General features: G+C 65.2%; 22 protein-coding genes. 9 read left to right on the plus strand and 13 right to left on the minus strand.

The genetic code is table 11. The features are described from left to right. Positions 1-70: 70 nt before the first annotated feature. Both ACKWRH_RS22750 and ACKWRH_RS22755 read right to left on the minus strand, forming a co-directional pair. Positions 71-757, minus strand: a complete 687-nt coding sequence (locus ACKWRH_RS22750) for a hypothetical protein (protein ID WP_445215338.1) — start codon at positions 755-757, stop codon at positions 71-73. Positions 758-868: 111 nt separating this feature from the next. Further along, on the minus strand, positions 869-1,810 hold the full coding sequence (locus ACKWRH_RS22755) for a hypothetical protein (RefSeq protein WP_445222457.1): 942 nt from the start codon (positions 1,808-1,810) through the stop codon (positions 869-871). Positions 1,811-1,934: 124 nt separating this feature from the next. Between ACKWRH_RS22755 and ACKWRH_RS22760 the strand changes: the two genes are divergently transcribed. Together ACKWRH_RS22760 and ACKWRH_RS22765 are read left to right on the plus strand one after the other, a co-directional pair. Next, a complete protein-coding gene (locus ACKWRH_RS22760) occupies positions 1,935-3,092 on the plus strand; it encodes a tetratricopeptide repeat protein (RefSeq protein ID WP_445215339.1) in 1,158 nt (385 codons plus the stop codon). Between the two features lie 290 nt (positions 3,093-3,382). Then, positions 3,383-4,573 (plus strand): acetylornithine transaminase, encoded by a 1,191-nt coding sequence (locus tag ACKWRH_RS22765; protein ID WP_445215340.1) that lies wholly within the window; start codon positions 3,383-3,385, stop codon positions 4,571-4,573. Between the two features lie 80 nt (positions 4,574-4,653). Here ACKWRH_RS22765 and ACKWRH_RS22770 read toward each other — a convergent pair whose 3' ends face one another. The 3 genes from ACKWRH_RS22770 to pcsA all read right to left on the minus strand — a co-directional run bounded on the left by ACKWRH_RS22770 (position 4,654) and on the right by pcsA (position 7,208). Continuing rightward, the gene (locus ACKWRH_RS22770) at positions 4,654-5,628 is read right to left on the minus strand and encodes a quinone oxidoreductase family protein (RefSeq protein ID WP_445215341.1); all 975 of its coding nucleotides are present in this window, start codon (positions 5,626-5,628) and stop codon (positions 4,654-4,656) included. 81 nt (positions 5,629-5,709) lie between these two features. Then, on the minus strand, positions 5,710-6,444 hold the full coding sequence (locus ACKWRH_RS22775; RefSeq protein ID WP_063983222.1) for a TerC family protein: 735 nt from the start codon (positions 6,442-6,444) through the stop codon (positions 5,710-5,712). Further along, on the minus strand, positions 6,441-7,208 hold the full coding sequence (gene pcsA, locus ACKWRH_RS22780) for a phosphatidylcholine synthase (protein ID WP_445215342.1): 768 nt from the start codon (positions 7,206-7,208) through the stop codon (positions 6,441-6,443). The genes ACKWRH_RS22775 and pcsA overlap by 4 nt, the downstream gene beginning before the upstream one ends. A gap of 87 nt (positions 7,209-7,295) precedes the next feature. On the opposite strand from pcsA, the gene ACKWRH_RS22785 reads away from it, so the two are divergent. Continuing rightward, the gene (locus tag ACKWRH_RS22785; protein WP_445215343.1) at positions 7,296-8,480 is read left to right on the plus strand and encodes a UbiH/UbiF family hydroxylase; all 1,185 of its coding nucleotides are present in this window, start codon (positions 7,296-7,298) and stop codon (positions 8,478-8,480) included. A 6-nt stretch (positions 8,481-8,486) separates the two neighbouring features. On the opposite strand, the gene ACKWRH_RS22790 is transcribed toward ACKWRH_RS22785, so the two are convergent. Then, positions 8,487-9,440, minus strand: coding sequence for an AEC family transporter (locus ACKWRH_RS22790; protein ID WP_028147872.1), 954 nt, complete (start codon positions 9,438-9,440; stop codon positions 8,487-8,489). Positions 9,441-9,546: 106 nt separating this feature from the next. On the opposite strand from ACKWRH_RS22790, the gene hspQ reads away from it, so the two are divergent. Continuing rightward, positions 9,547-9,879, plus strand: a complete 333-nt coding sequence (hspQ, locus tag ACKWRH_RS22795) for a heat shock protein HspQ (RefSeq protein ID WP_014495177.1) — start codon at positions 9,547-9,549, stop codon at positions 9,877-9,879. A 97-nt stretch (positions 9,880-9,976) separates the two neighbouring features. On the opposite strand, the gene ACKWRH_RS22800 is transcribed toward hspQ, so the two are convergent. After that, positions 9,977-10,801, minus strand: a complete 825-nt coding sequence (locus ACKWRH_RS22800; RefSeq protein WP_445215344.1) for an invasion associated locus B family protein — start codon at positions 10,799-10,801, stop codon at positions 9,977-9,979. Between the two features lie 272 nt (positions 10,802-11,073). Between ACKWRH_RS22800 and ACKWRH_RS22805 the strand changes: the two genes are divergently transcribed. From ACKWRH_RS22805 to ACKWRH_RS22815, 3 genes are all read left to right on the plus strand, one after another. Further along, the gene (locus ACKWRH_RS22805; protein ID WP_445215345.1) at positions 11,074-12,909 is read left to right on the plus strand and encodes an extracellular solute-binding protein; all 1,836 of its coding nucleotides are present in this window, start codon (positions 11,074-11,076) and stop codon (positions 12,907-12,909) included. 4 nt (positions 12,910-12,913) lie between these two features. Then, positions 12,914-14,416 (plus strand): AMP-binding protein, encoded by a 1,503-nt coding sequence (locus tag ACKWRH_RS22810; protein WP_445215346.1) that lies wholly within the window; start codon positions 12,914-12,916, stop codon positions 14,414-14,416. 84 nt (positions 14,417-14,500) lie between these two features. Beyond that, on the plus strand, positions 14,501-15,724 hold the full coding sequence (locus ACKWRH_RS22815; RefSeq protein ID WP_445215347.1) for a GGDEF domain-containing protein: 1,224 nt from the start codon (positions 14,501-14,503) through the stop codon (positions 15,722-15,724). Between the two features lie 55 nt (positions 15,725-15,779). On the opposite strand, the gene ACKWRH_RS22820 is transcribed toward ACKWRH_RS22815, so the two are convergent. From ACKWRH_RS22820 to ACKWRH_RS22830, 3 genes are all read right to left on the minus strand, one after another. After that, positions 15,780-16,910 (minus strand): acyl-CoA desaturase, encoded by a 1,131-nt coding sequence (locus ACKWRH_RS22820; protein ID WP_445222458.1) that lies wholly within the window; start codon positions 16,908-16,910, stop codon positions 15,780-15,782. A gap of 296 nt (positions 16,911-17,206) precedes the next feature. Then, positions 17,207-20,725, minus strand: coding sequence for a transcription-repair coupling factor (gene mfd, locus ACKWRH_RS22825; protein WP_445215348.1), 3,519 nt, complete (start codon positions 20,723-20,725; stop codon positions 17,207-17,209). Then, positions 20,722-21,012, minus strand: coding sequence for an FAD assembly factor SdhE (locus tag ACKWRH_RS22830; protein ID WP_038932960.1), 291 nt, complete (start codon positions 21,010-21,012; stop codon positions 20,722-20,724). The genes mfd and ACKWRH_RS22830 overlap by 4 nt, the downstream gene beginning before the upstream one ends. A 186-nt stretch (positions 21,013-21,198) precedes the next feature. On the opposite strand from ACKWRH_RS22830, the gene recG reads away from it, so the two are divergent. Then, on the plus strand, positions 21,199-23,307 hold the full coding sequence (gene recG / locus ACKWRH_RS22835) for an ATP-dependent DNA helicase RecG (protein WP_445215349.1): 2,109 nt from the start codon (positions 21,199-21,201) through the stop codon (positions 23,305-23,307). Here the strand turns inward: recG and panE are convergent. From panE to ACKWRH_RS22850, 3 genes are all read right to left on the minus strand, one after another. After that, positions 23,304-24,233 (minus strand): 2-dehydropantoate 2-reductase, encoded by a 930-nt coding sequence (gene panE, locus ACKWRH_RS22840; RefSeq protein WP_445215350.1) that lies wholly within the window; start codon positions 24,231-24,233, stop codon positions 23,304-23,306. The genes recG and panE overlap by 4 nt on opposite strands. Positions 24,234-24,433: 200 nt before the next feature. After that, positions 24,434-25,264 carry a helix-turn-helix domain-containing protein gene (locus ACKWRH_RS22845; protein ID WP_445215351.1) on the minus strand — a complete coding sequence of 277 codons (831 nt, stop codon included), beginning with the start codon at positions 25,262-25,264 and terminating at the stop codon, positions 24,434-24,436. Between the two features lie 96 nt (positions 25,265-25,360). Beyond that, entirely contained in the window at positions 25,361-25,750 is a 390-nt protein-coding gene (locus ACKWRH_RS22850; RefSeq protein WP_445215352.1) for a nuclear transport factor 2 family protein, read from the minus strand. A gap of 172 nt (positions 25,751-25,922) precedes the next feature. Between ACKWRH_RS22850 and ACKWRH_RS22855 the strand changes: the two genes are divergently transcribed. Further along, a complete protein-coding gene (locus ACKWRH_RS22855) occupies positions 25,923-26,444 on the plus strand; it encodes an AAA family ATPase (RefSeq protein ID WP_445215353.1) in 522 nt (173 codons plus the stop codon). The last annotated feature ends 21 nt before the right edge of the window (positions 26,445-26,465 follow it).

A 26,465-nucleotide genomic window follows, 5' to 3' on the forward strand; every position in this document is an offset into this window, starting at 1 on the left:
GCACGTACAGATACCCCTTCGAGCGCACTCTAAGTCAAGGGGGATCGAAGGTGCCGTTCCCGCGCGGCAACTAGTCGCCGGCAAAAAAGATTCCCTCGATGTCTTCCGCTTGCTGACCTCCGGCCAGACTGACCCAACCAGTCAGTCCGCTCTTGTCCCGAACAAGGAAGTCGTAGCGCTCATTCTCGCGCTTGGCACCTGCAACGAGCACCTCAACGAACTCACCTTTCGGAATGGTGCCGACCGCATTCGTCGCAGCCTTATCGAAATAGAACGTCAGGTCATGCAGCGTCTTTGACTTGAGGCCGACGTAATGAAACGGTTGGCTGACTTCCTTCAACCGATCGCCGCCAAGGCAGTACTTGCGTCGATGGTCGAACATCGTATTGACGTGACCGGAAGCGTAGACGCAACCGTCGCCGGGTATCTCGAATCGGAGGCCTTCGATCTGGTCTCGATAAAGATCGGCCGCGCCTCCAACCAGGTTGAACACGCAATTATAGTCGGCGCTACCGCCGGAGCTGCAGACCACCAGGAAGTACTTCTCCGACCGAAGGCGAAGCTTCGTTTCCAGAACGTAAGTGAGAATAACGCCGCCGGCATCCGCCTCATCGCTGAATTTCTTTTCGCTCGGAGTCATCTCGTGGGACCGGGTGAGCGCACGATCGATGGCCAGCACGATCGGAAGATCGGCGACGGGCATTTCCGCGAGCGTAGCTTGCGCGTCTGCGGCTGAGGCCGCAGTGATCAGCAGCATCCCGACAACACACCGGTGACGAAGTCCGCACATCGGCAAACCATCCTGACAAGAAGCCAGTTTAGCAACCTGATTTGCACGGCAGCGTGACGGGATTCTGACGGCGCTCCGTCAGGCCAGCCATTTCGGCACCCAGCGCTCCGGGCGCGGGGCGCGGGCGAGATCGGCCTGGGCTTCGGTCAGTTTTGCAGGCTCGCCGTCGATGGTCGGGCGCACGTCGTATTCGAAATTCGGCATGACACGGCCGTCGGCATAAAGACCGAATTTCATCGCGTACCACAGCCCGAGCTCGGGCTGCGCCTTCCGCATTTCCTCGCGTAGATCGCGCAGCAGGGATTCGATCGAGGCGGCCTCCTCGAACGGCTGCGGGCCGTGCGAAAGGACGCGCGCTTCATATTGCTTGCCGACGATCGCGACCTCGAAATGCGTCTTGTCCCAGGGCTTCTTGCCCCTGGGCAGATGCGCGGCGAGCCGCCAGCCGAGCTCGGCCATCAGGCGATGATTGGCCCAATAGTCTTCGCGATCCCTGCTCCATTTTTCCACGAAGCCGCGGAAGTCGGGAAGCTCCGCTGCGCCGTCGTCACACGCCGCCTTGTCGCCGATCGGCTGTCCGGCAAGCCATTTCGCGAGCTCGTCCGTCTGGCACTCGACCTCGTCATGCGGCTTGAGATCGCTCCAGGCCTTGTCGAATTGCTGCGACGTCAGCTTCGCCAGCAAGCCGTCGAGGCTCGGCGCGAGCAGCTCGTAATCGCCCTCGGAGCCCAGCCCCACGATCGGCGGATTGTCCCGATCAAGGCCCGCGCCATACCAGCCGCCGACGGCCGAGCCATCCGGCAGCCGCATGAACAGCGAAAACCTGTCGCGCAAGGGACTGCCGTCGAAGATCGGCGCCTGATCGGAGAACTGGCCTTGCAGGGAGAAACGGCCGACGCTGCCCCACGGGCGCCCGTTCAGCCAATCGGCAAAGTCGACCAGCAGAGATGGGGCCTCGATGCCCGGCGGAAACGCGCCGCGAATGCTGTCGAGGTCGATCGGGTAAGGCGTATCGGACAAGGTCTTCAAACTATCTGGTTGGTCCCGCCTTCTTGGTCTGACCCGCGATGCATTCGGTTCGAACCAAGTCGCGTCCTTCGATCACAAACGCGCCAGAGGCGCAATGGTTTCGATGCGGAAAACAATGAAACACGCTGAAACGTCAAAGATTCTCCTCAAGCTGTCTGCGATCGGCATCGCAATGGCCGCGCTCGCCCTGTCCGCCCCCGCCACCGCGCGATCGCCATCGGCCGCGCAGGCACGCCAATGGTGCTACAGCGACGACGACGGGGGCCGCGAGGACCAGCGCATCGCCGGCTGCTCGGCCGTGCTCAAGGCCGATCCCTCGAATGTACGGGCGCTGGCCAATCGCGGCGAGATGTTTCGGCGAAAAGGCGACACGGAGCGTGCCGTGGCGGACTTCAACCGTGCCATCGATCTCGATCCGAAAGACGCCGACCTCTGGTACAATCGCGGCATTGCCCATGACGATCTCGGCGACACCGACCACGCCATTGCCGACTACACGCGCGCCATTCGGCTGAATGCCCGCGACGCGCTCTGCTACAACAACCGCGGCAATTCCCACATCCACAAGAACGACTACGAGCGTGCGATGGCCGACTACGATCAGGCCGTCAAGCTCGACCCTAAATTTGCGCTGGCATATTTCAATCGCGGCACTGCCTATCGCAACCATGGCGACGACGCTCGCGCGCTGGCGGATTTCGATCTGTCGATCAAGCTCGACCCGAATTACGGCCCGGCCTACGGCAACCGCGCACGCGTCTTCCGCGACCGCGGCGACCGTGCGCGGGCGCTGGCCGACTTCGCAAAATCGCTTCAGCTCAGTCCGAACAACGATCGCGATGCCTATGCGCGCGCGAACATGTATTTCGACACGCACGATTACACGCGGGCGCTGGAGGACTACGATCGTGCGATCAAGGCCAATGCGAGCTATTCGGGCGTGTTCAATTCGCGCTGCATGACGCGTGCGATCCTTGGCCGCCTGCAGGAGGCGTTGGCCGATTGCGAGCAGTCGCTGCGGATGGCTCCCAATGACCTCTATACGCTGGACAGCCGCGCCCTCACGTATCTGAAGCTCGGCAATCTCGACGCGGCGATTGCGGATTACGACGCGGCGCTGAGTGCAAAGCCTGAGCTCGACGGCTCCCTCTACGGCCGCGGACTGGCGAAGCGAAAGAAGGGCGACAACGAAGGCGCTGAGCAAGACATCGCGGCCGCCAAGGCAATCAATGCCGGCATCGCGGACAGTTTTGCGCGCTACAGCGTTCAGTGACGTGCTCCGATCTCGCCGATGCACGCCGGACGGGTGTTCTTCAAACCGCCCCGCTTGACAAGCCCCGCCATTCGCATGTATTGCCGCGCCCCATGATCAACGCTCGGACCCATCAGCGCACCGAAATGCTCCGCCGTCGCTTCCGCGACGACGAGAGGGTGCGCCATGTCCGACGACGCCGCTGAACCAGTAGAATTCAGCCGAGTTTTCGCAAAGGCCGCACCCGCAAGGTGCGGCCTTTCTGCTTTTTGCGCTCCATTTTTTCCACCCCGTCCCCACAGGAGTTCGACATGACCACGCATCCGTATGACGCGCTGATGGACATCACCGCACGGCCCAAGGCCGTGTTCGTCCGCGGCGCGGGCTCCTACCTCTGGGACGACGGCCGCAAGCGCTATCTCGATTTCGTGCAGGGCTGGGCCGTCAACTGCCTCGGTCACTCCCCGCCCGCGATCGCCGATGCGCTTTCCGCGCAAGCCAAGCGGCTGCTGACGCCTAGCCCGGCGTTCTACAACGAGCCGAGCCTGAAACTTGCCGAGCGGCTGGTCGCAAACAGCGCGTTCGACCAGGTGTTCTTTGCCAATTCGGGCGCGGAAGCCAACGAGGGCGCGATCAAGCTCGCGCGCAAATACGGCAGCCTGCACAGGAACGGCGCGTTCGAGATCATCAGCTTCGCAGGCGGCTTCCACGGCCGGACGCTGGCGACGATGTCGGCTTCGGGCAAGAAGGCGTTCGAGCCGCTGTTCGAGCCGAAGGTCGCGGGCTTCAAGAAGGCGAAGCTCAACGACATCGCCTCGGTCGAAGCGCTGATCAACGACAACACCGTCGCGGTGATGCTGGAGCCGATCCAGGGTGAGTCCGGCGTGTGGGCCGCGACCGACCAGTTCCTGCAGGAGCTGCGCGCCCTCACCGAGGCGCACGGCCTGCTCTTGATCTTCGACGAGATCCAGACCGGCATGGGCCGGACCGGCAAACTCTACCACTATGAGCACACCGGCATCGCGCCCGACATCATGACGCTCGGCAAGGGCATCGGCGGTGGGGTGCCGCTCGCGGCCCTGCTGGCGACCGAACGCGCGTCCTGCTTCGAGCACGGCGATCAGGGCGGGACCTTCAACGGCAACCCGATCATGTGCGCGGCGGGGCTCGCGGTGCTGGAGGAGATCAGCAAGCCCGACTTCCTGAAGACGGTCACCGAGACCGGCCTGCTGCTCGAAAGCGAGTTGCAGAAGGTCTCGGCCCGGCACGGCCTCGGCGGCGTGCGGGGACGCGGCCTCTTGCTCGCGCTCGACCTCAAGCTGCCGATCGCGCCGGGCATCGTCGCGCAGGCGTTCGAGGCCGGCGTGCTCCTGAACGCGCCGCAGGTCGACACGCTGCGCTTCATGCCGGCGCTGAACGTCACGAAGGGAGAGATCGCCGAGATGATCGATTGTCTCGACGGGATTTTGACCAGGGCCGGCGCGGCACGAAGGGTGGCGTGAGACGGTCTCGTGCCCCGGACGCAGCGCCCCTTCGGCGGTGCGCTGCAGAGCCGGGACACGGGAGCCGATGATGACGAGAGCTACGGCTTCAAAATCGACGCGCCGGTGGTCTTGCGGCTTTCGAGGTCGATATGCGCCTTGGCGGCGTCCTTGAGCGCGTAGGCGTGGTTGATCGGCACGTGCAGCTTGCCGTTGATGACGGCGGCGAACAGCGTGTCGGCGCCTTCCAGTAGCTCCTTGCGCGTGCCGACGTAGTCGTTGAGCTTCGGCCGCGTCGCAAACAGGGAGCCGTGATTGTTGAGCTCGGCGATCGAGAACGGCGGCACGGGGCCCGAGGCATTGCCGAACGAGACGAACATGCCGCGCGGCTTCAGGCAGGACAGCGAGCCCGGGAAGGTCGCCTTGCCGACGCCGTCATAGACGACGTCGCAGCCCTCGTTGCGGCTGATCTGCTTCACGCGCGCGACGAAATCCTCATCGTTGTAGAGGATGACGTGGTCGCAGCCATTGGCCTCCGCAAGCTCCGCCTTCTCGCGCGAGCCGACGGTGCCGATGACGTGCGCGCCGAGCGCCCTCGCCCATTGGCAGGCGAGCAAGCCGATGCCGCCGGCTGCGGCATGGATCAGCACGCGGTGATGCGGCTCGACCTTGAAAGTCTTGTGCAGGAGATACCAGACCGTCAGCCCCTTCAGCATCAGCACGGCGCCCTGCTCGTGCGTGATGTGGTCGGGCAGCTTGACCAGCTTCTCCCAGGGGATGTTGCGCTCGCCGGTATAGGCGCCGAGATTGTGGTAGTAGGCCACGCGGTCGCCGGGATGGAAATGCGTCACGCCGGGCCCGACGGCGATGACCTCGCCCGACGCCTCGTTGCCGGCGATGAAGGGCAGCCCCGGCGCCTTGTAGAGGCCGGTGCGATAGTAGACGTCGATGAAGTTCAACCCGACCGCATGCTGGCGGATGCGCACCTCGCCGGAAGCCGGCGCCGGGACATCGACGCTCTCATAGACCAGGGCTTCGGGGCCTCCGACCTTGTGCACACGGACGGCTTTGGTCATCACCTGACCTCCTCTCGGTCTTCTCGCCGCTGAGCGAAAGACATCGCGCCCGCCTTGTCAACTCGACCCAGATTGGAACGGCTAAACGGACGACTTGCGGACTTTCCTGCGGTTGCGCTTCGCCAGCACGTTGAAGAATTCCACCGCCGCCGAGAACGCAATTGCGAAGTAGATGTAGCCGCGCGGAATGTGGAATTGGAATCCGTCCGCGACCAGCGCGACGCCGATCAGCACCAGGAACGCCAGCGCCAGCATCTTGGTGGTCGGATGCTCGGCGACGAATCGCGACACCGGCCCCGACGAAATGTACATGATCAGGCAGGCGATCACGACCGCCGCGATCATGATCTCGATGTCCTGCGCCATGCCGATCGCGGTGATGATCGAGTCCAGCGAGAACACGATGTCGATGACGATGATCTGGACGATCACCCAGAAGAACGCGCTGCCGCCGGACTCCCGGTCGCCCTCGCCGTCGTCGGCTTCCACCTCGGCATGGATCTCGTGCGTCGCCTTGGCGATCAGGAACAGGCCGCCGCCGATCAGGATGAGATCGCGCCAGGAGAAGCCGTAACCCGAAAACGAAAACACCGGCGCGGTCAGCCCGATCAGCCAGACCAGCAGGCTGAGCAGGATGATGCGGAAGATCAGCGCCAGCGCGAGCCCGATCTGGCGGGCGCGGTGGGCCTGCTTCTCGGGGATGCGCGAGACGATCACCGACAGGAAGATGACGTTGTCGATGCCGAGCACGATCTCGAGCGCGGTCAAGGTGAGCAGCGCGGCCCAGGCTTCAGGACTAGTGAGGAGGTGCATCATGCGAAGGATCTTGCCAGGCGGATCAAGGCGTCGCTGAAGCTGATCCAGAGCGCGATGACGCAGAGCACGATCGTCACGCCGGTGCCGACGCGAAAATCCATCTCCAGCACATAGAGGCCGAGCACGGCCCAGATCGCGATCAGCGACATCGTCAGCCAGCGCAGCCGCACGACCCGGACCGGATGCAGCACGTGGAACGGCACGAAGGTCAGCACGACAAGCGCCGCGACCAGCAGCGTCGACACCAGCGGCGGCCAGTGCAGCAGGAACAGATAGAACGCCGCTGCATTCCACAGCGCCGGAAAGCCGCGGAAATGATTGTCGTCCGCCTTCATGCGCAGATCGGCGAAATATAATGCGCTGGTGACGATGATGGCGATGCCGAGCAGCGGCGCGGCCACCGGCAGCAACAGCCCGCTCGCCACGATCGCATAGGCCGGCACGAAGACATAGGTGAGGAAGTCGACCACGAGATCGAGCACGTCTCCCGACCAGTTCGGCTGCACGTCCTTGACGTTGAGCCGGCGGGCGATCGGCCCGTCGATCGCATCGATGATCAGGGCGACGCCCAGCCACTGAAACATCGCCGCCCAATGCTCGCGCACGGCCTCCAGCATCGCAAGCAGCGCGATGGCCGCGCCGAATGCGGTGAAGATGTGCACCGAGAAGGCCGCGGCGCGGATCGCCGGTCTCGGCTTCAGGGAATCCTCTTGGGTATCCATGGCTTCTGCTATCAGAATGGGACCGGTTTGCACATCCGCCATTGCGGCGCGCGGTCGCACAATTCGCCACAAAATCAAGGAAATATAGCCGGGCTTGAATTTGCCGCGCAGCATGTCAATTGTCGTTCCATGACAGATGCATCGACACTCCATGACGCGGCCGTGATCGGCGGCGGACCGGCGGGACTGGCGGCCGCCATCGCGCTGGCGCAGGCCGGCGCGCGGACCGCGCTGGTGGCGCGGCGCGTGCCCTATGCCGACAACCGCACCACCGCCCTGCTCGGCGCCTCCGTCGATCTCCTGGAGAGCCTCGACGTCTGGCCGCGCTGCAAGGGCAAGGCGGCCGCGCTTGAAACCATGCGCCTCGTCGACGACACCGGCCGGCTGTTCCGCGCGCCGGAGGTCCGGTTCTCCTGCCACGAAATCGCGCTCGACGCGTTCGGCTACAACATCGACAACCGCTCGCTGATGCTGGCGATGGAAGAACGCGCGGCCGAGTTGCCCAACCTCGTCCGTTGCGATGACGAGGCCGAAAGCGTCGTCATCGAAGCCGACGACGTCGCGATCCGCACTGCGTCCGCTCAATTCCTCTCGGCCCGGCTCGTGGTCGGCGCCGACGGCCGGCACTCGCTGTGCCGGGAAGCCGCCGGCATCGCGGTGACGCGACGCGACCTGACGCAGACCGCGCTGACCTTCAACGTCGGCCACGCCCGCCCGCATCGCAACGTCTCGACCGAGTTCCACACGCCGCATGGCCCTTGCGTGTTCGTGCCCCTGCCCGGCGACCGCTCGAGCATCGTCTGGGTCTCGGCCCCCGCCGAGGCCGAGCGGCTTCGCGGCTTGAGCGACGCGGAGCTGTCCGCCGCGATCGAGAAGCAGTCGCATTCCATTTTGGGACGCATGACGGTCGAGCCGGGCCGCAACCTATTCCCGCTGGCGATCGAACGTCCAAAATCCTTCGGCCGCGACCGCATCGCGCTGGTCGGCGAAGCCGCCCATGTGGTCCCGCCGATCGGCGCCCAGGGCCTCAACCTTGGTCTGCGCGATGCCGCTGACATCGCGAGGCTCGCGGGCGACGCCATCGCTGCGGGCCAGGATCCCGGCGCACCCGACGTGCTCAGGCGCTACGACCGCGCGCGCCGTCCGGACATTCTGAGCCGAACGTTTGCGATCGACATCGCCAACCGCTCCCTGCTCAACGATTTCCTGCCGCTCCAGCCGGTCCGCGCCGTCGGCATGCACCTGCTTGGCGCCATCGGCCCGCTGCGGCGCTTCGCCATGCGCGAGGGCCTGACCCCGACGTGGCGGCGCTAGGCTCGCCTACGGAAACGCCAGCCGGCCGGTCTGGATCGCCCACATCACGCTGGTCAGCGTGACCACGGACGCGAAGGTCCCGAGCAGCACCGCCACGGAGGCGGATTCGATCCAGGCGTCGTTCTGCCGGGCGATCACGAACACATTGAGCGCCGGCGGCAGCGAGGCCATCAGCACGGCGGTCGCGGCCCAGGGCTGCGCGAACGGTCCGAACGCCAGCATCAGGCCGAACGCGGCGAGCGGGTGGATCAAGAGCTTCACCGCGATCACGCCCGGCACCTCCCACGGCACCCGGTTGAACGGGCGGAGCGCCACGGTCACGCCGAGCACGAACAGCGCGGTCGGTGCTGCTGCGTTCTGAAGGAACGTGATGGTGCGGTCGAGTGCGACCGGCAGCTCGATATGAAGCGCCGCCACGGCCGCGCCGAAGCAGGCCGACATGATCAGCGGGTTGAGCACGATCTGCTTCAGCACGACGCCGAAGGCATGGACCAGCGAGGGATGGTCGCGGTCGGAGAGCTCGATCAGCAGCGGCACGATCGTGAACAGGAAGATGCTGTCGCAGCAGAAGATCAGCGCGGTCGGCGCCGAGGCCTTCGGCCCAAGCACGGCGAGCGCCAGCCCCGGCCCCATATAGCCGATATTGCCATAGCCTCCGGAGAGGCCCGCAAGCGTCGCCTCGCGCAGCGTCAGCCGTCCCAAAACCTTGCCGACGACCAGCGCCAGGGTGAATGCCGCAACCGTGGACAGCGTGGTCGCGACCAGGAACGGTGGGTTGTTCAATTCCGCAAACGGCGTCTTCGACATGATCGCGAACAGCAGCGCCGGCAGCGACACGTAGAGCAGGAAGAAGTTCATCCAGGCGAGGCCCGATTCCGGCAGCGACTTGGCCTTGCCACACGCGAATCCGACAAAGATCAAGCCAAAATAAGGTAGCGCCAGATTGAGGATATCGATCATTGATGAAGTGTTTTCTGAAGATTTGGGGGCTATCCGCCCCTTAGTCGAAGGTTAATTCCAGATCAGGGCACTAGCATCGGCCACAATCCTGGTCTATCGACGGGGAATGATTAAAGCGAGGACCGCCAAATTCCAGATCGGACAGGTCGTTCGCCACCGGATCTTCTCGTTCCGGGGGGTGATTTTCGACATCGATCCGGAATTCAACAACACCGAGGAGTGGTGGCTGTCGATTCCCGAAGAGGTGCGGCCTCACAAGGACCAGCCGTTCTACCACCTGCTCGCGGAGAACGCGGAGTCGGAATACGTCGCTTACGTCTCGGAGCAGAACCTGGTGCCGGACGATTCCGGCGAGCCGATCCGCCATTCCCAGGTTGCCGAGATCTTCATCAAGGACAAAACCGGCGGCTATCGCCCGCGCAATCCGTCGCTGAACTGAGCCGGCCGCGCTTGAACTGAGTTTGCCGCCATCAAAGTGGCCAACAAAAAAGGCGCTCGAATCGAGCGCCTTTTTCATGTCCGGGATATGAGCGCGCTTACTTCTGACCAGCCGGAGCCGCGCCGGGCGCGCCACCGTTCTGCTCGAGCTTCTTGCGCTGCTCGTCGGCCTTCTTCTGAAGCTCTTCCTGAAGCTTCTTCTGGGTTTCCTCGAACACCTTCGGATCGGTCGGCGGACCGTCATAGGCCTTCTGGAATTCGCCCGCGAGCGGCAGCGGCAGCGTCAAGGGCGCGCCGTTGGCATTGATCGCCTGGACAACGAGGTTCTGGCCCTTCTTCATGTTGCCGATGAGCTCGGGCGTGGCCTCGTAGTCGGACATGCAGCCGTTCTGGAAGCAGATCACGTAGGGGCTCTGCAACGGCGGATTATTGTCCACGATGATGCGGGTGCCGTGCACGAGCTGCATGCCGAGCGGCAGCGTCACGCGCAGGATCTTCTTGGGTTCGCCTTCCGGCTCGATGATCACGGCCGCGATGACCGGCTGGCCCGACTCGATGCGGCCGTCCTTGCCGGTGAAGCAGACCTGCTTGGCGTTGGCGTCCTGGCCTTTGAGGCAGAACTTGGTCCAGGGGGCGTAGATCAGCTGGATCTGCTGATCAGCCGGCTGGGCGGCCGCGCCCTGCTGCGCCGGAGCACCCTGCGCGGGAGCCGGCTGGGCGGGAGCCTGGGCGGCCGGCGCCGGAGCCTTGGGGGCAGCCTTCGGAGCAGCTTTCGGGGCCGCTTTGGGCGCGGCGGGCGCACCGGGGGCCGGTGCCGGGGTCTGGGCCTCGGCGGCAAACGGAACGGCCAACACCGTCGCCGTCAACAAGGCGAGAAGTCGCCCGCGCGGCCGGACGGACGCGGCCAAGTAACGGAAATTCATTGCGGAAAACCCTTTCTGAACGGGAAGTGCCCGAACCGCTCCGAAGCGACGAACCTAGCCGCGTTGGGCGCGGCTCTCTCCCCGTCAATTGAGGCGGATAAGTGACGGGCTCGACGCTCTTGCGCGATTGCGTGCCTTCTTAACGTGGCCGACGAAAAGATCAATGCCGACAAGCGTCTTTGGCCACGCCTTGAACCGCTCCCGGGCCCGCGATCCGTGAAATTCCTTGTGATAGGATTCAGGCCCGCAGGCCCTCGAATCAACGTGTGCCGATGTCCATGTTCCAGCGCCTTCTTGAGGGCCTTGGCACCCGCCTCTGTCTTCTCGCCTTCATCCTCGCCTCCGCGCTCTCCGCAGGCGGCGCAGGGGCTGAGGAAGCCCATGCCATCGCGATGCACGGCAAGCCGGCGATGCCGGCCGATTTCACCCACATGCCCTACGCCAACCCTAATGCCCCCAAGGGCGGCCGGCTGACCTGGGGCATTCTCGGCACCTTCGACAGCCTCAATCCCTTCATCGTCAAGGGACTGGCCGTGCAGCCGGTGCGAAACTACGTGGTCGAGAGCCTGCTCGCGCGCGGCAATGACGAGCCGTTCACGCTCTACGGCCTGCTCGCCAGATCGGTCGAGACCGATGACGCGCGGAGCTTCGTGACGTTCCGCCTCGATCCCCGCGCACGCTTCTCCGACGGCAAGCCGGTCCTGGCGGAGGATGTGCTGTTCTCCTGGCAGCTGCTGCGCGATCACGGCCGCCCCAACCATCGGCAATATTACGCCAAGGTCGCCAAGGCCGAGGCGCCCGACCCTCTCACCGTCCGCTTCGAGCTGGCTGGCGCCAACGACCGGGAATTGCCGCTGATCCTTGGCCTGATGCCGATCCTGCCGAAGCATGCAGTGGATGTCGCGACCTTCGAGGAGACGACGCTGACCGGCCCGATCGGCTCGGGCCCGTATCGGATCATGGCGGTGAAGCCCGGCGCCAGCGTGACCTTGACCCGCAATCCCGACTATTGGGGACGCGACCTGCCCATCAATCGCGGGCTCTACAATTTCGACGAGATCAGGCTCGACTATTTTCGCGAGGCCAACGGCCAGTTCGAAGCCTTCAAGCGCGGCCTCTATGATTTCCGCGTCGAGCACGAGCCGCTGCGCTGGCACGAGGGTTACGACTTTCCAGCCGTCAAAAGCGGCGAAGTGATCCGCGACACCATCAAGCCCGGCGTGCCGCAGCCTTCCGAATTCCTGGTGTTCAACACGCGCCGTCCGATCTTCGCCGACATCCGCGTGCGCCGGGCACTGACGCTGCTGTTCGATTTCGAGCTGGTCAACCGCAACTACTTCTTCGGACTCTATTCGCGGGTTGCCGGCTATTTCGCCGGCTCCGACCTGTCGGCCTATGGCCGGCCCGCGGATGCGCGCGAGCGCGAGCTGCTGAAACCCTTCGCCGCGCAGATCCCGCCCGACGTCATGGACGGCAGCTACCGCCTGCCAGTGACCGACGGCTCGGGACGCGACCGGACGACGCTGCGCGCAGCACTCAAGCTCCTGTCGGACGCCGGCTACGATCTCGACGGCACCGTGCTGCGTAACCGCGCGACAAAAGCCCCCTTCACCTTCGAGATGCTGGTGACGACCCGCGACCAGGAGCGCATCGCGCTCGCGTTCCAGCGCGACCTCAAGCGCGCCGGCATCGAGCCGAGCGTTCGCGCGGTCGATCCCGTGCAGTTCGACCAGCGCCGGCTCGGCTACGAGTTCGACATGATCCAGAACCGCTGGGACCAGTCGCTGTCGCCCGGCAACGAGCAGTATTTCTATTGGGGGAGTGCGGCCGCCGACAATCCGGGCACCCGCAACTACATGGGCGCCAAAGATCCCGCCATCGATGCCATGATCGACGCTCTCCTCGAGGCCCGTGATCACACGGCCTTCGTTTCGGCGGTGCGGGCGCTCGACCGCGCCTTGATCTCCGGTTTCTATACAATCCCCCTGTTTAACGTATCCGAGCAATGGATCGCGCGCTGGAATCGGATAGAACGGCCAAAGGTCACCTCGCTGTCCGGCTACCTGCCGGAGACCTGGTGGTCGAAGGGGCAGCCGCAAGCGAAGTGACGCCGTGAATCAGCCAGCCGTATCGCCGACGCTCGACACGCTGTTTCAGCGCACGCTGACGCGGCAACCGCACGCGCCCGCTCTGCTCGATCCCCTCAACAAGGCCCGCGTGACCGGCCACCAGCCGCGGCGGATGAGCTACGCCGAGGCCGACACCGCCATCGAGGCCCTGTCGGCGCATTTCGTCGAATCGGGCCTGCCGGCCAATTCCGTCATCGCGATCCAGCTGCCTGCGACGGTCGAGTTCGTGCTGACCGTGCTCGCCGCGCATCGCGCCGGGCTCGTCGTCGCCGTGCTGCCGCTGCTCTGGCGCCATGCGGAACTGACCGCCGCGCTGAACCGCACCGCGGCGCGCGCCATCGTCACCATGAGCAAGGTCGACGGCGTCAGCTATTCCGACCTCGCGATGCATGCCGCCGCGGAGGCGTTCTCGATCCGTTATGTCTGCGGTTTCGGCGCCGACCTGCCCGAGGGCATGGCCTCGCTCGACGACGTGCTGGCCCGCCCGCCCGGCACCACGCGCGCCGTGATCCAGGACGGCCGCAAGGCGGCGATGATCTCCTTCGACGTCACCGCGGAAGGCTTTCGGCCGGTGCCGCGGCCGCATTTCAGCCTGATCGCCGGCGGGCTCGCGATGTCGCTGGAAGCCGACATCAAGCAAGGCGCGACCGTGATGGCGGCGTTCACGCCGATGTCGTTCGCAGGCCTCGCCTCCTCGCTCGCGGTGTGGCTGCTCTGCGGCGGCACGCTGGCGCTGCATCATCCTTTCGAGAACGACGTGCTGGAGCGGCAGATCAGCGAGCACGAATGCGAGGTGCTGATCGCCCCCGCGCAGCTCGCGCTGCGGCTCGGCGACGCCGATCTCGCGGCGCGGATGCCGAGCTTGCGCAACGTCATCGGCCTCTGGCGCGCGCCCGAGCAGGTGGCGGCGAGCGATGCCTGGATCGCGCCGCATGCACCGCTGACCGACGTCTACCTGTTCGGCGAGGCCGGGCTGTTCGGCGCCCGCCGCGGCGAGGACGGCATGCCTGTTGCGGTGATGCCCGGGCCGCACGGCGCCCCGCGCGAGCAGTCCGGTTCCTCCATCGCCGGCGAGATCCTGCTGACGCCCAGAGGCACGCTCGGCCTGCGCGGAGCGATGGTGCCGATCGCTGCCTACGCGCCGCCGCAGCCGGTCGGCGACACGCTGACGGCGCAGCCGCCGCGCGATTATGTCGACACCGGCTATGCCGCGCGGCTCGACCGTCCGAGCGGCGCGATCTGCATCACCGCGCCGCCCTCCGGCATCATGGCCGTCGGCGGCTATCGCTTCCTGTCCAACGACCTCCAGGAATGGGCGCGCCGGCTCGGCCAGGGCGCCCTGCTCACCGCGCTGCCCGACCGGCTCTCGGGTCACCGGCTCGCAGGACGGGCGCAAGACAATGCCCGCGCCCGCGAAGCGCTCAATGAGCTCGGGCTTAACCCCCTGATGGTCGAGGCTTTTCGCGACCGCTCCGGGCCGGTTTAAGCGTAGTTTCGACCCATCCATTGACGCTGCATTAAGGCAACCGGACTAGATTGCGCAGCATCTGTTGCGTGATCAGAGTTTGCGATGTCCCAGGCGGGCCCGATCCTGTTTGTGTCCAACGCCCAGCGGCCGCCTTTCATTGCGGCACTGGACGAGGCCCGTCTGTTTCCCGTCGTCGACGCCGACTGGGCCAGCGCGGCGCGCGCGGTCGAGCAGGTGCAGCCGGCCGCGGTTCTTGCCGCGATGCATGTCGGGCACGAGCCCCACCTGGCGCCGCTTGCCAGGAAGATCGCGGACCAATCGCCCTACCTGCCGTTCGTGGCGCTCGATGCTGCGGGCACGCTGCCGCAGAATGCCCTGCCCTTCTCCTCGCGCGGGGGCAATTCCGACCGCCTCGTCGCGCGGCTCCGCGCCGCACTGCGCGTACGTACCCTCCATGCGACGGTTCTGCGCCGGCTGCCGGACGCGAAAGTCGGGTTGCCGGACGGGGATCCGGCCCGCGATGCGACGGTGCTCCTGATCGGCCGCGGCGCAGCTTATCCTGCGCTCTCCGTTGCGTTCGGCGAACGCGTCGGGGTCGTCGGCGCGCTCTCGATCGAGGCCGCGGCCAAGCATCTCAACACCCGCGATATCGATGGCGTCGTGCTCGCCGAAGGTTTTACCGCGCGCGTCACCGACGCCTTCCTCACGGTGCTCGCCGAAGACACCCGATTCCGCAGCCTGCCCGTGGTCGTCACCGCGCACCAGCTCGCACAGACTTACGACCTGCCCAATCTCGAGCTGATCCCGGGCGAGCCGGCGAAGGTCGCCGCCAACGCGCTGCCGCTGATCCGCCAGCACGCGATGGAAGCGCAACTGAGCCGCACACTGCGTTCGATCGATGCCGGCGGCTGGCTCGATCCGCGCAGCGGCCTGCTTACGGTGGAAGCTTTTGCCCGCGATTTCGCCAAGGCGGTCGAGCAGGCTCTTGCCCGCGGCGGCGGCCTCTCCGTGGCGCGCTTCGCCTTCGAGCCCGGCAATTCCCGCGCCCAGCTCGATGCCGCGCGGATCCTGAGCCGCCTGATGCGGCAGATGGATTTTGGCGTGGCGCAGAAAGACGGTTCCGTCATCGTCGTGTTCGCGGAGACCGACTTCCGCACCGCCCACATGATCGCCCGCCGCCTGTCAGCGGTGATGCGGCACACCTCCAATGGCAAGCACGAGATGCGCAGCGATCCCGTCGTCAGCGTGGATTCGCTGTCGCCCTCGGATACGGCGCGGTCACTGCTCGGGCGTCTCTCAGCCGACGCGTCGCGCGCGGCGTCGTAGTCGCGCGTCAGCAATCCCCGATCTCGTGCGCGCCCCTTGTCCGGGCAACGTGGCGCTAACCGCCGCCATTCGCGCTCGATTTCGGCGCGGTCGCCAGAGCGGGAGTGGCCAGGAGAAAGCCGACAGTCTCGTTCAGGAGCTCGTGAGCCCGGTCGACGATGTCGTCCAGCGACATCGTCTTCGCGAACATGCGCTGCGCTTCAGCCAGCAACTGGTCGCGAGTCGGCATGCTGGACAGACGCAAATCGGCGCGGTGCTGCAACAGAACGATCGCGTCCCGGACCGACAATTCGGTCTCATGGATCGACGTCTTGATCGCCAGCGCGATGTGTTCAGGATTGAAGCGAGCGGCGAGCTGCTCGGCCGCTTGCTTGATCGCGCGTGACCCCAACCGATGCTCATTGCGCAGGACCTGCTTGGGCGGCATCTTCAGATCCCGGACAATCCCGAACCAGGACAAGGCCACCAGGATATAATAGGTGAGATCAATCTCGTACCAGTGGAAGCCCTGTCGAGCACTGGCCTGATAGGCGTGGTGATTGTTATGCCACCCCTCACCCATCGTGACGAGAGCGAGCAGCCAGTTGTTGCGGGAATCGTCACCGGTCACATACCGCCTGCGGCCGTGAACATGTGCGAGGGAGTTGATGCAGAACGTGCCGTGATACACCAGCACGGTGCTCCAGAGGAAGCCGACCACGAGTCCCGACCACCCCGCAATGAGGAAGCAGAGGCCTGCGAGCACGAATGCCGGCAGCAGCTCCAGTTTGTGCAGCCACATCAATTCGGGATACGACGCCAGATCCGATACTTTCACCAGGTCGGTTGCATCGTGCTGCCGGTAGAAAATCCAGCCGACATGACTGTAGAGGAAGCCCTTGTGCCGGGGCGAATGCACATCCTGCGCCGTATCCGAGTGAAGATGATGATGGCGATGCTTGGCAGCCCACCAGAGGACGCTTTTCTGGGCGCTGCTCTGGGCCAGGAAGGCCAGGATGAACTGAAACACCCGGCTGGTCGCGTAAGCCCGATGCGAGAAATACCGGTGATACCCGGCGGTGATCGCAAACATGCGCAACCAGTACAGAACCGCGCAAATGGCAACGGCTTGCCACGAGACGCCCGACCAGATCGCCGCGAAGCATCCCGCGTGGACCAATATGAACGGCAGGACCTGCGGATACATGACGTCGTCGTGTTCGTCACCGTGTTCCTGGCCTGAATCGATATTGATAGACACGCTCGCGACCTCAGCAGTTTCAATGGGCGGGGAAGGCCCGTTTTGCGGTACAAAAAACCCGCGGCCGGTAAACCAGTCGCGGGTCACACGAATCAGGTCATCAGTCAGGCACGCTATCAGCCGCGAGGCCAAATCGTCGGCCGAACTCGACGAATCGAACATGGCTGTCGTTCGATCATTCCGCAAGTGGCCATATGCCGCTGTTTTGTATCCAAGTACCACTCTCGTGGCACTCGGAACAATTACGCCGCCTTCTTGCTCCGCGCCAGCTGAGCGAGCTGGCGCATGATCTCGGTGGTGCCGGCGAGACGCTCTTCCGGCGTCTCCCAGTCCTGCAGGAACACCACCTTCATGTCGGGCCGCACCTTGGCGGCCTGGCCGTAACTGCGGATGAACGACACCAGGCGGTCGGGATGGGCGAACGAATTATCGCGGAAGGCGATGACGGCGCCCTTCGGGCCGGCGTCGATCTTCCCGACATTGGCCGTGCGGCAGAACGCCTTGATCGCGGCGACCTTGAACAGATAGCGCACCTCGTCCGGCAGCACGCCGAAACGGTCGCGCATCTCGGCGCCAAAATTCTCGATCTCCTCCTCGGTGTCGAGATCGGCCAGCCGCCGGTACAGCGACAGCCGCACCGAGAGGTCGCCAACATAGTCTTCCGGAATGAGCACGGGCATGCCGATGGTGATCGAGGGTGACCAGCGGTCGGCAGCAGGCTCGGACACGCCGGCCTTGAGGTTGACGATCGCCTCCTCCAGCATCGACTGGTAGAGCTCGAAGCCGACCTCCTTGATGTGGCCGGACTGCTCCTCGCCGAGCAGGTTGCCGGCGCCGCGGATGTCGAGGTCGTGCGAGGCGAGCTGGAAGCCCGCGCCCAGCGTCTCCAGCGATTGCAGCACGGTGAGCCGGCGCTCAGCCTGCGCGGTGATCTTCTGCTGCGCCGGCAGCGTGAACAGCGCATAGGCCCGCAGCTTGGAGCGGCCGACGCGGCCGCGGAGCTGATACAGCTGCGCCAGGCCGAACATGTCAGCGCGATGCACGATCAGGGTGTTGGCGTTGGGAATGTCGAGGCCGGACTCGACAATCGTCGTGGACAGCAGGATGTCGAACTTGCCGTCGTAGAAGGCGGTCATGATGTCTTCGATTACCGCGGGCGGCATCTGGCCGTGCGCGACCGCGACCTTCATCTCCGGCACGTTCTTGTCGAGGAAGTCCTTGACCTCGGCGAGGTCGTCGATGCGCGGCACCACGTAGAACGCCTGGCCGCCGCGATAGCGCTCGCGCAGCAGCGCCTCACGGATCATCAGCGGATCGTGCGGGGCCACGAAGGTGCGCACCGCGAGACGGTCGACCGGGGGCGATGCAATGATCGAGAGCTCGCGGACGCCGGTCAACGCCAGTTGCAGCGTACGCGGGATCGGCGTCGCCGACAGCGTCAGCACATGCACCTCGGAGCGAAGCGCCTTCAGCCGTTCCTTGTGGGTGACGCCGAAATGCTGCTCCTCGTCGACGATGACGAGGCCGAGATCGCGGAACTTGATCGCCTTGCCGAGCAGCGCGTGGGTGCCGACGACGATGTCGACCGAGCCGTCGGCGATGCCCTTCTTGACCAGGTTGAGCTCCTTGGTCGGGACCAGGCGCGAGGCCTGGGCCACGTTCACGGGGAAGCCCTTGAAGCGCTCGGTGAAGGTCCTGTGATGCTGGCGGGCCAGCAGCGTGGTCGGCACCACGACCGCGACCTGCTTGCCTTCGAGCGCCACCGCAAACGCCGCGCGCAGCGCCACCTCGGTCTTGCCGAAGCCGACGTCGCCGCAGATCAGCCGGTCCATGGGACGGCCAACTTCGAGATCCTTCAGGGTCGATTCGATCGCCCCTAACTGGTCCTCGGTCTCGTCATAGGGGAAGCGCGCGCAGAACTCGTCGTAGAGGCCCGGCTGCACCGGCAGCTTTGGCGCCTCGTGCAAATGGCGCGCGGCGGCGATCTTGATCAGCTCGCCCGCGATCTCGCGGATGCGGTTCTTGAGTTTTGCCTTGCGGGTCTGCCAGCCGCTTCCGCCCAGACGATCCAGCTCGACCGTGGTCTGGTCGGAGCCGTAGCGCGACAGCAGCTCGATGTTCTCGACCGGCAGGAACAGTTTTGTCTCTGCGGCGTAATGCAGCTCGAGGCAGTCGTGGGGCGCGCCGGCGACGTCGAGAGTCTGGAGGCCGATGAAGCGGCCGATGCCGTGATCGACGTGGACGACGATGTCGCCCGCGGCAAGGCTCGTCACCTCCGAGATGAAATTGTCGAGCTTGCGGCTCGCCTTGCGGGGCCGGACCAGGCGGTCGCCAAGGATGTCCTGCTCGCTGATCAGCGCGATCTCGTCGGTCTCGAAACCGCTTTCCAGGCCGAGCACGGCGAGCATGGTCTCGTTGCGCGGGGTCGCCTGCACCGTCCGCCAGCTGTTGACGCTGGTGGTATGGGTCAGCTTGTGGTCGCGCAGCATCGAGGTCATGCGGTCGCGCGATCCCTCGCTCCAGAGCGCGATCACGACCTTCTTGCGCTGGGCATGCAGCGCCATCACGTGGCTGACGACGGACTCGAACACGTTGACGGTGGCGTCATTGCGTTCGGGTGCGAAGTCGCGGCCCTTGCGCGCACCGGCATCGACGTTTGTCACACCATCGGCCGGAACCGAAAACTGCGTCAGCCGCACCAGCGACATCTCGCTTTCGCGCCTGGTCCATTCCTCGTCGGTGAGATAGAGCCTCTCGGGCGGCAGCGGCTTGTAGATCGCGCCGCCGCCGGGATGCTCCATCGCATCGCGGCGGGCTTCGTAGTAATCCTGGATCTGCTTGAAACGCTCGCGGACGGCGTCCTCGGCCTGCGGCTCGATCGCGATGGCTGCGCCTTGCAGATAGTCGAACAGCGTGTCCATCCGGTCCTGGAACAGCGGCAGCCAGTGCTCCATGCCGGGATGGCGGCGGCCCTCGCTGACGGCCTCGTACAGTGCGTCGTCGCGCTCGGGCGCGCCGAACTCGGCGACATAGCCCATGCGGAAGCGGCGGATGGTGTCGGTGACGAGCTGGAATTCCGAGATCGGCACGAGGTCGAGCGAGCGCATGTCGAGCATCGTGCGCTGGGTCTCGGCGTCGAAGGAGCGGATCGATTCCAGGCTGTCGCCGAAGAAGTCGAAGCGGACCGGCTGGTCGAGGCCGGCCGGAAACAAGTCCAAAATGCCGCCGCGCACGGCATATTCGCCCGGTTCGCGCACGGTCGAGGAGCGGTTGTAGCCGTTGTGCTCGAGCCAGGCGATGATGGTGTCCATCGGCACCACGTTGCCCGGCGCAACCGACAGTGCCTGCGCGGCAACGAGTTCGCGCGCAGGGACGCGCTGCACGATTGCGTTCACCGTGGTGAGCACGATCAGCGGCTTGTCGCTGCCGGTCAGCGGCGCAAGCCGGGCCAGCGTGGTCAGGCGCTGCGCCAGGATGCCGCCATGCGGCGAGACGCGGTCATAGGGCTGGCAGTCCCAGGCCGGAAAGGTCAGCACCGGCAAGTCGGGCGCGAAGAATTGCAGCGCGCGCTCGAGCTGCTGCATTCGCCCACCGTCGCGGCAGACCACAGCGAGGCTGACGGCCGGTTTCTTCGGCCGCGCCGCGATGGCGCGGGCGAGATCGGAGATGACGAGGCCCTCGGCGCCCTCGGCAACATTGGCAAGCGTCAGCGCGCGGCCGGGCGTAAGCAGCTCGGCCGGCGACTTCATCCCCTGTTTCATAAATCGCCGTCCGTAATCGGGAACGCCTTGATGCGGGCAAACAGCGCACCGGTGACATCAGCTGGCAGCACCTTGTCACCAGTGATGGCGGCATAGAGATCGGGATCGGACTCGTCGAGCAGGGTCTCGAGCTCGGACAGCTCCGCGTCGGTGAGATTGCCGATCTCCGCATCCGCAAAGCGGCCCAGGATCAGGTCCATCTCGCGCGTGCCGCGGTGCCAGCAGCGGAACAGGAGCCGCTTGCGGCGATCGTCCAGCCCGTTGCTCGATCGTGTCGTTCCCGTCATGTCTCAGATCCAGTCAAACGCAGAAAGCCCGGACGTGCCGGGCCGGGGTGATATAGCCACTCGGACCGCCCCTGTCAGCCCTCGATTTGGCATGGCCCGCCGCCTGCGCGAGCGCCGCGAAAAAAGACGTGGATGCCCGCCATAAAGCCGGGCATGACGGGCTGAAACGATCCTAGATTCGCTCTCATGCGCCCCAGCCTGCTCAATCCGCTGTTTGCTCCCGTGACCAGCCTGCCCGGCGTCGGTCCGAAGCAGGACAAGCTGCTGCAGTACCTGCTCAGCCGCAATGAGACGCCGCGCCTGGTTGACCTGCTGCTGCATTTGCCGAGCCAGGTCATCGACCGCCGCGCGCGGCCAAAGATCCGCGACGCCGTCCAGGGAACCATGGTGACGCTGGAGGTCACCGTCGATCGCCATCGCCCGCCTCCGCCGCGCAACGCCCGCGCGCCCTATCTCGTCTACGCCAGCGACGACACCAGCGACGTCGTGCTGACCTTCTTCCGCGCCAAGCCCGGCTATGTCGAAAAACTGCTGCCGATGGGCGAGAAGCGCTACGTCTCGGGCACGCTGCAGATGTATGACGGCATCCCGCAGATCGTGCATCCCGATCGCGTGCTCGACGAGGAGGCGATTTCAAAGCTCTCGGGGATTGATCCCGTCTATCCGCTCACCGAGGGCCTCGCGCTCGGCTCGCTCCGCCGCGCGATCGCGCAGGCGCTTCAGAAGCTGCCCGCTTTGCCCGAGTGGATCAGCCCCGAGGTGATGCGCCGCTGCAATTTTCCGCCGATCGCCGAAGCGCTCAGCCGCGTGCATCAACCGGTCGAGCTCACCGACATCCTGCCCGAAAAGCCCTACTGGTCGCGCCTCGCCTTCGATGAGCTTCTGGCCGGCCAGCTCGCGCTGGCCTTGATCCGCGCCCAATTGCGCCGCCCCGCCGGCGTCCGCAATGCCGGCGACGGTCACTTGCGCAACAAGATCATCGACGCCCTGCCCTATGCCCTGACCCCGTCCCAGCGCAACGCCGCGGCCGCCATCGCCGAGGATCTGAAACAGCCCGTGCGCATGCTGCGCCTGCTTCAGGGCGATGTCGGCTCGGGCAAGACCGTGGTGGCGCTGCTGGCGGCGGCCGCCGTCGCCGAAGTCGGCAAGCAGGCCGCGCTGATGGCGCCGACGGAAATTTTGGCGCGGCAGCACATCAAGACCATCGCCCCGCTCGCGGAGCGCGCAGGGCTGCGGGTAGCCATCCTCACCGGCCGCGAGAAAGGCAAGGAGCGGCGCGAGCTGTTGGCGCAACTCGAAGCCGGCGAGATCAATCTCCTCGTCGGCACCCATGCGCTGATCCAGGACGACGTGATCTTCAGCGATCTCGCCCTGGCCGTCGTCGACGAGCAGCATCGTTTCGGCGTGCGCGAACGCCTCGCACTGACCTCGAAGGGCGAGTCCGTCGACGTGCTGGTGCTGAGTGCGACGCCGATCCCGCGCACGCTGGTGCTGACCTATTTCGGCGACATGGACATCTCCGAGTTGCGCGAGAAGCCCGCCGGCCGCCAGCCGATCGAGACCCGCACCATATCGATGAGCCGCCTCAATGAGGTCACGGACAGCATCGGCCGGGCCTTGGAGGCGGGCAAGCTGGTCTACTGGATCTGCCCGCTGGTCGAGGAATCCGAGGCCGAGGGCACCGAGCACCTGACCAATGCGACCAAACGCTTCGAGAGCTTGCAAAAGCGTTTCGGCGACCGCGTCGGCCTCGTCCACGGCCAGATGAAGGGCACCGAGAAGGACCGCGTGATGGGCCAGTTCGCCGCCCATGAGATCGGCCTTCTGGTTGCGACCACCGTGGTCGAGGTCGGCGTCGACGTGCCGGCTGCGACCATCATGGTGATCGAGAACGCCGAACGGTTTGGCCTTGCCCAGCTGCACCAGCTGCGCGGCCGCATCGGGCGCGGCTCGGAAGCCTCGACCTGCCTCCTTCTCTACTCGGAGCCGCTCGGCGAGATGTCGAAGGCACGCCTGAAAGTGATCCGCGAGACCACCGACGGCTTTCGCATCGCCGAGGAAGATTTGAAGCTGCGCGGCGAAGGCGACGTGCTGGGCGTGCGCCAGAGCGGCCTGCCCGGCTACCGCATCGCGCGGTCGGAGGTGCACGGCCAGCTCATCACCCAGGCTAGAGACGAGGCGCTGCGTATCCTGAAGGACGATCCGAAGCTAAAGGGCGAGCGCGGCGAGGCGCTGCGGTGCCTGCTGTATCTCTATGAGCGCGACGAGGCGATCCCGCTGATCGGCGCGGGTTAGCCTGCTGCTCTTCGGCGCCCGACCTCGTAGGCCGCCACATGCGCCAGGGCCAGATCCAGCAGCGGCGTGTCGATGCCGAGCGCACGGGCCCGATTGGCCATGTCGCCCAGGATATGCTCCGCCTCGGTGACCGAGCCGCGCTCGATATCGCGCAGCATCGAGGCCTTAAGCGGCGAGTCCAGGGTCGTGAAGAGTTTCCGGTCGAACTCGATGAACGGCGCGCGCGGTTCAAAACCTGACGCCGTCGCAACGGCACAGCATTCCGCAAACAGGCGGAAGATCGACTGCTCGCCGTTCGGCACGGCCAGGATGTCGCCGACACTCGCGCGCATCAGGCAGGTGATGCCGGCGAGCGTGCTCAGCTGGACGAACTTCTCCCACATGTCCTGCATGATCGCTTCGCTGGCGCGTACGTCGATACCAGGGACATGGAGCAGTGTCTCCAGTGCGAGCGCGCGCTCGCTCAACGAACCATCGATCTCGCCAAAAACAATCGTCTGATTAGCCATGAACTGAACGACACGACCGTCCGCGTCGAGCCCGGCACTGACATTCGCCAATCCGCCGAGGACGCGCGCGGCACCGAACCGCGCGGTCATCGTGTCGATATGTTTCAATCCGTTGAGGATCGGCAGAATCATCGTATCGGCGCCAACGGCAGGGGCAAACTGACTCATGGCATCGTCGAGCGAGTAGGATTTTACGCCGACGAGGACGACGTCGAACGGCTCCTTGAGGTCATCCGCCTGGATGATGTTTGGCTGTACGGCAAAGTCGCCATGCTGGCTCACGACCTGCAATCCGGCCCGGCGCAGTTGCTCGGCCCGCTTCTCGCGCACCAGAAAGGTCACGTCGCGCCCGGCGCGGACCATGCGAGCTCCGTAATAGCCGCCAAGCGCGCCCGCGCCGATCACCAGCACTCTCATTCGAGCTCCGATTGCATCCATCTGCTTCCGCAAGACAGTAACAGATGGATCCCGCGCCGTCTCCTCCTCGTCATTGAGAGCGTAGCGAAGCAATCCAGACTGTCGCCGCGGAAAGATTCTGGATTGCTTCGCTACGCTCGCAATGACGATGTGGGTGGATCTCGGCACACGTCGAACGGGTTGAGACGCGGCGGGGGCCCTCACCCGGCATGCGCACGCAAGAACCTGCCGTGCTCCGTTTCGGTCGCCTCGTTGGCCGGAAACATGCACTCGAGCCGCAGCTCTTCCGCAGTCACCGTCTGCGGCGTTCCGACCGTCGTGATCAGGGAGAAATAGTCGAGCGTCACGCCGTCCTTGACGAAGCTGAGCGGGATCATCGGCATCGCATCGGAGGCCGAGGGTGCGCGCCATTCCGGCTTCACGTCCGGGTATCGCGACAGCTGTTCCAGCAGCGCCCTCGTCCTTGCATCGACGACGTGCCCGACCGCCTCGCGATGGACACGGGCCAGCAGGCCGCGGGCGGTCTGCGGCCAGTTCGCGATGAAGGGACGCATCCCGGCCGGATCGAACATCAGGTGCAATAGATTACGGGGAGCCGGTCGCGCCGACATGTCGATGAAGCAATTGAAGAGCTGCGGCGCGGCGTCATTGGTCATCAGCACGTTCCAGAACCGGTCCATGACGATGGCCGGAAACGGTTCGTGCTGACGCAGCATGCGCCGCAGGGCGCGATTGATGCTCGTCATGGCCGGCGCGTCGAGCGCAGGATCGGAGTATGACGGCGCGTAGCCGGCGGCCAGCAGCAGCTCGTTTCTTTCGCGCAATGGGACATCGAGCGCTTGGGCGAGATCGAGCAGCATCTGCCGGCTCGGGATGCTGCGACCGCTCTCGACGAAGCTGATGTGCTTCTGCGTAACGCCCGCGTCGAAGGACAGATCGAGCTGCGTCTTGCCGCGAATGTCCCGCCATTGACGCAGCAGAGCGCCCGCGGATCTGACGGCTGTCTTGATGTCGCTGGCCACAGCTTTCATTCGATCGATCCTTCCGGTCGATATCGTCAACGCGCATCGGCGGCGGCGCCGGTTTACCCGAGGCGCCGCCGCCAATGGCAAGCTTATTCCAGGCGATCAACCGAAGGTGACCGGCCCCACGGCGCCGACCCAGTGCCGCACCTTGGTGTCGTCGGTCTCGTCCATGTAGAAAAAGTGCGTCATCGTCGGGTGCACCGTCGTCATCGAGGGATCATCGGGTGTCATGTCGACGACACCGCGAAACACCTTCAGGGTGCCGGCGTCCCAATATTCGGTGACGTGATGCAGCGCGGTGAATCCGGTGTCGATGAAGGCCTTCAGATTGGCGCGGATCGCTTCCCGCCCCTTCCAATCGGCGACGCCGAGATTGCAGACAGCATCCTCCGCAAAACACTCGAAACCTTGCCCGAAGGTCTTGTCGTCGATCTCCTTCCACATATCGAGCAGCCATTGTGGCGGCGCCTTCTTCGTAAACACGACTTGCATATCTCTCCTCATGCGGTGACACGCGCGCTCAACGGAGGCTTGAAGGCTCCCCGCGGGTGGACGATCAGCAAGGTAGACGGGCTGCGAATTGGCTCAATTACATGCGAGGTAATAAAGCGCGCCCGGAAGGCGCGCTCTTTCCCCACGATCGACTTTATGGAACCTTGCGCTCATGCGCCGGATCATCGTCGTCGGTTCTCAGGGAAGCGGAAAGACGAGCCTCTCCCGAAATCTCGGGCGGAGGCTTGGGCTGCCCGTGGTGCATCTCGACGTGCTCTACTGGCGACCGGGATGGAAGCCATCCGACAAGGCCAGCTTCCGTCTCCGCGTCGCGGAGGCGACCGCGGGCGACGCATGGGTCATCGACGGCAGCTTCTCGGGGCTCGCCTTCGATCTTACGCTTGCGCGTGCCGACACCCTGGTCGTCATCGACCGCCCGCGCTGGCTCTGCCAGTGGCGCATTCTCTGGCGCTCCGCGTTCAATCGCGACACGACGCGACCCGATCTGCCCAAGGGATGTCCGGAACAGTTCGACTGGAAACTGATGAAGGAAGCGTGGCGCTACGACACGGAGCGCGTGCCTGTGATCGAGGCCGAACGCCTTCAATATGGTCCCGATGTCCCGGTCGTGCGCCTGAGACGCGACCGGGACATCCAGGGTTTTCTGGAGTCGGTCTCAGTGCACGGCGAGTGATCCATTGCCGTGACTTCGGAC

This window comes from Bradyrhizobium sp. Pa8 (assembly GCF_052588265.1).

Coding starts and splice junctions, on each gene's coding strand:
- ACKWRH_RS22855 (WP_445215353.1), top strand. CDS start 25,923: ATGCGCCGGATCATCGTCGTCGGTTCTCAGGGAAGCGGAAAGACGAGC.
- mfd (WP_445215348.1), bottom strand. CDS start 20,725: ATGAAACAGGGGATGAAGTCGCCGGCCGAGCTGCTTACGCCCGGCCGC.
- ACKWRH_RS22785 (WP_445215343.1), top strand. CDS start 7,296: ATGACAGATGCATCGACACTCCATGACGCGGCCGTGATCGGCGGCGGA.
- ACKWRH_RS22805 (WP_445215345.1), top strand. CDS start 11,074: ATGTCCATGTTCCAGCGCCTTCTTGAGGGCCTTGGCACCCGCCTCTGT.
- panE (WP_445215350.1), bottom strand. CDS start 24,233: ATGAGAGTGCTGGTGATCGGCGCGGGCGCGCTTGGCGGCTATTACGGA.
- ACKWRH_RS22820 (WP_445222458.1), bottom strand. CDS start 16,910: ATGTATCCGCAGGTCCTGCCGTTCATATTGGTCCACGCGGGATGCTTC.
- hspQ (WP_014495177.1), top strand. CDS start 9,547: ATGATTAAAGCGAGGACCGCCAAATTCCAGATCGGACAGGTCGTTCGC.
- pcsA (WP_445215342.1), bottom strand. CDS start 7,208: ATGGCGGATGTGCAAACCGGTCCCATTCTGATAGCAGAAGCCATGGAT.
- recG (WP_445215349.1), top strand. CDS start 21,199: ATGCGCCCCAGCCTGCTCAATCCGCTGTTTGCTCCCGTGACCAGCCTG.
- ACKWRH_RS22765 (WP_445215340.1), top strand. CDS start 3,383: ATGACCACGCATCCGTATGACGCGCTGATGGACATCACCGCACGGCCC.
- ACKWRH_RS22750 (WP_445215338.1), bottom strand. CDS start 757: ATGCTGCTGATCACTGCGGCCTCAGCCGCAGACGCGCAAGCTACGCTC.
- ACKWRH_RS22830 (WP_038932960.1), bottom strand. CDS start 21,012: ATGACGGGAACGACACGATCGAGCAACGGGCTGGACGATCGCCGCAAG.
- ACKWRH_RS22790 (WP_028147872.1), bottom strand. CDS start 9,440: ATGATCGATATCCTCAATCTGGCGCTACCTTATTTTGGCTTGATCTTT.
- ACKWRH_RS22775 (WP_063983222.1), bottom strand. CDS start 6,444: ATGATGCACCTCCTCACTAGTCCTGAAGCCTGGGCCGCGCTGCTCACC.
- ACKWRH_RS22815 (WP_445215347.1), top strand. CDS start 14,501: ATGTCCCAGGCGGGCCCGATCCTGTTTGTGTCCAACGCCCAGCGGCCG.
- ACKWRH_RS22800 (WP_445215344.1), bottom strand. CDS start 10,801: ATGAATTTCCGTTACTTGGCCGCGTCCGTCCGGCCGCGCGGGCGACTT.
- ACKWRH_RS22760 (WP_445215339.1), top strand. CDS start 1,935: ATGAAACACGCTGAAACGTCAAAGATTCTCCTCAAGCTGTCTGCGATC.
- ACKWRH_RS22850 (WP_445215352.1), bottom strand. CDS start 25,750: ATGCAAGTCGTGTTTACGAAGAAGGCGCCGCCACAATGGCTGCTCGAT.
- ACKWRH_RS22845 (WP_445215351.1), bottom strand. CDS start 25,264: ATGAAAGCTGTGGCCAGCGACATCAAGACAGCCGTCAGATCCGCGGGC.
- ACKWRH_RS22770 (WP_445215341.1), bottom strand. CDS start 5,628: ATGACCAAAGCCGTCCGTGTGCACAAGGTCGGAGGCCCCGAAGCCCTG.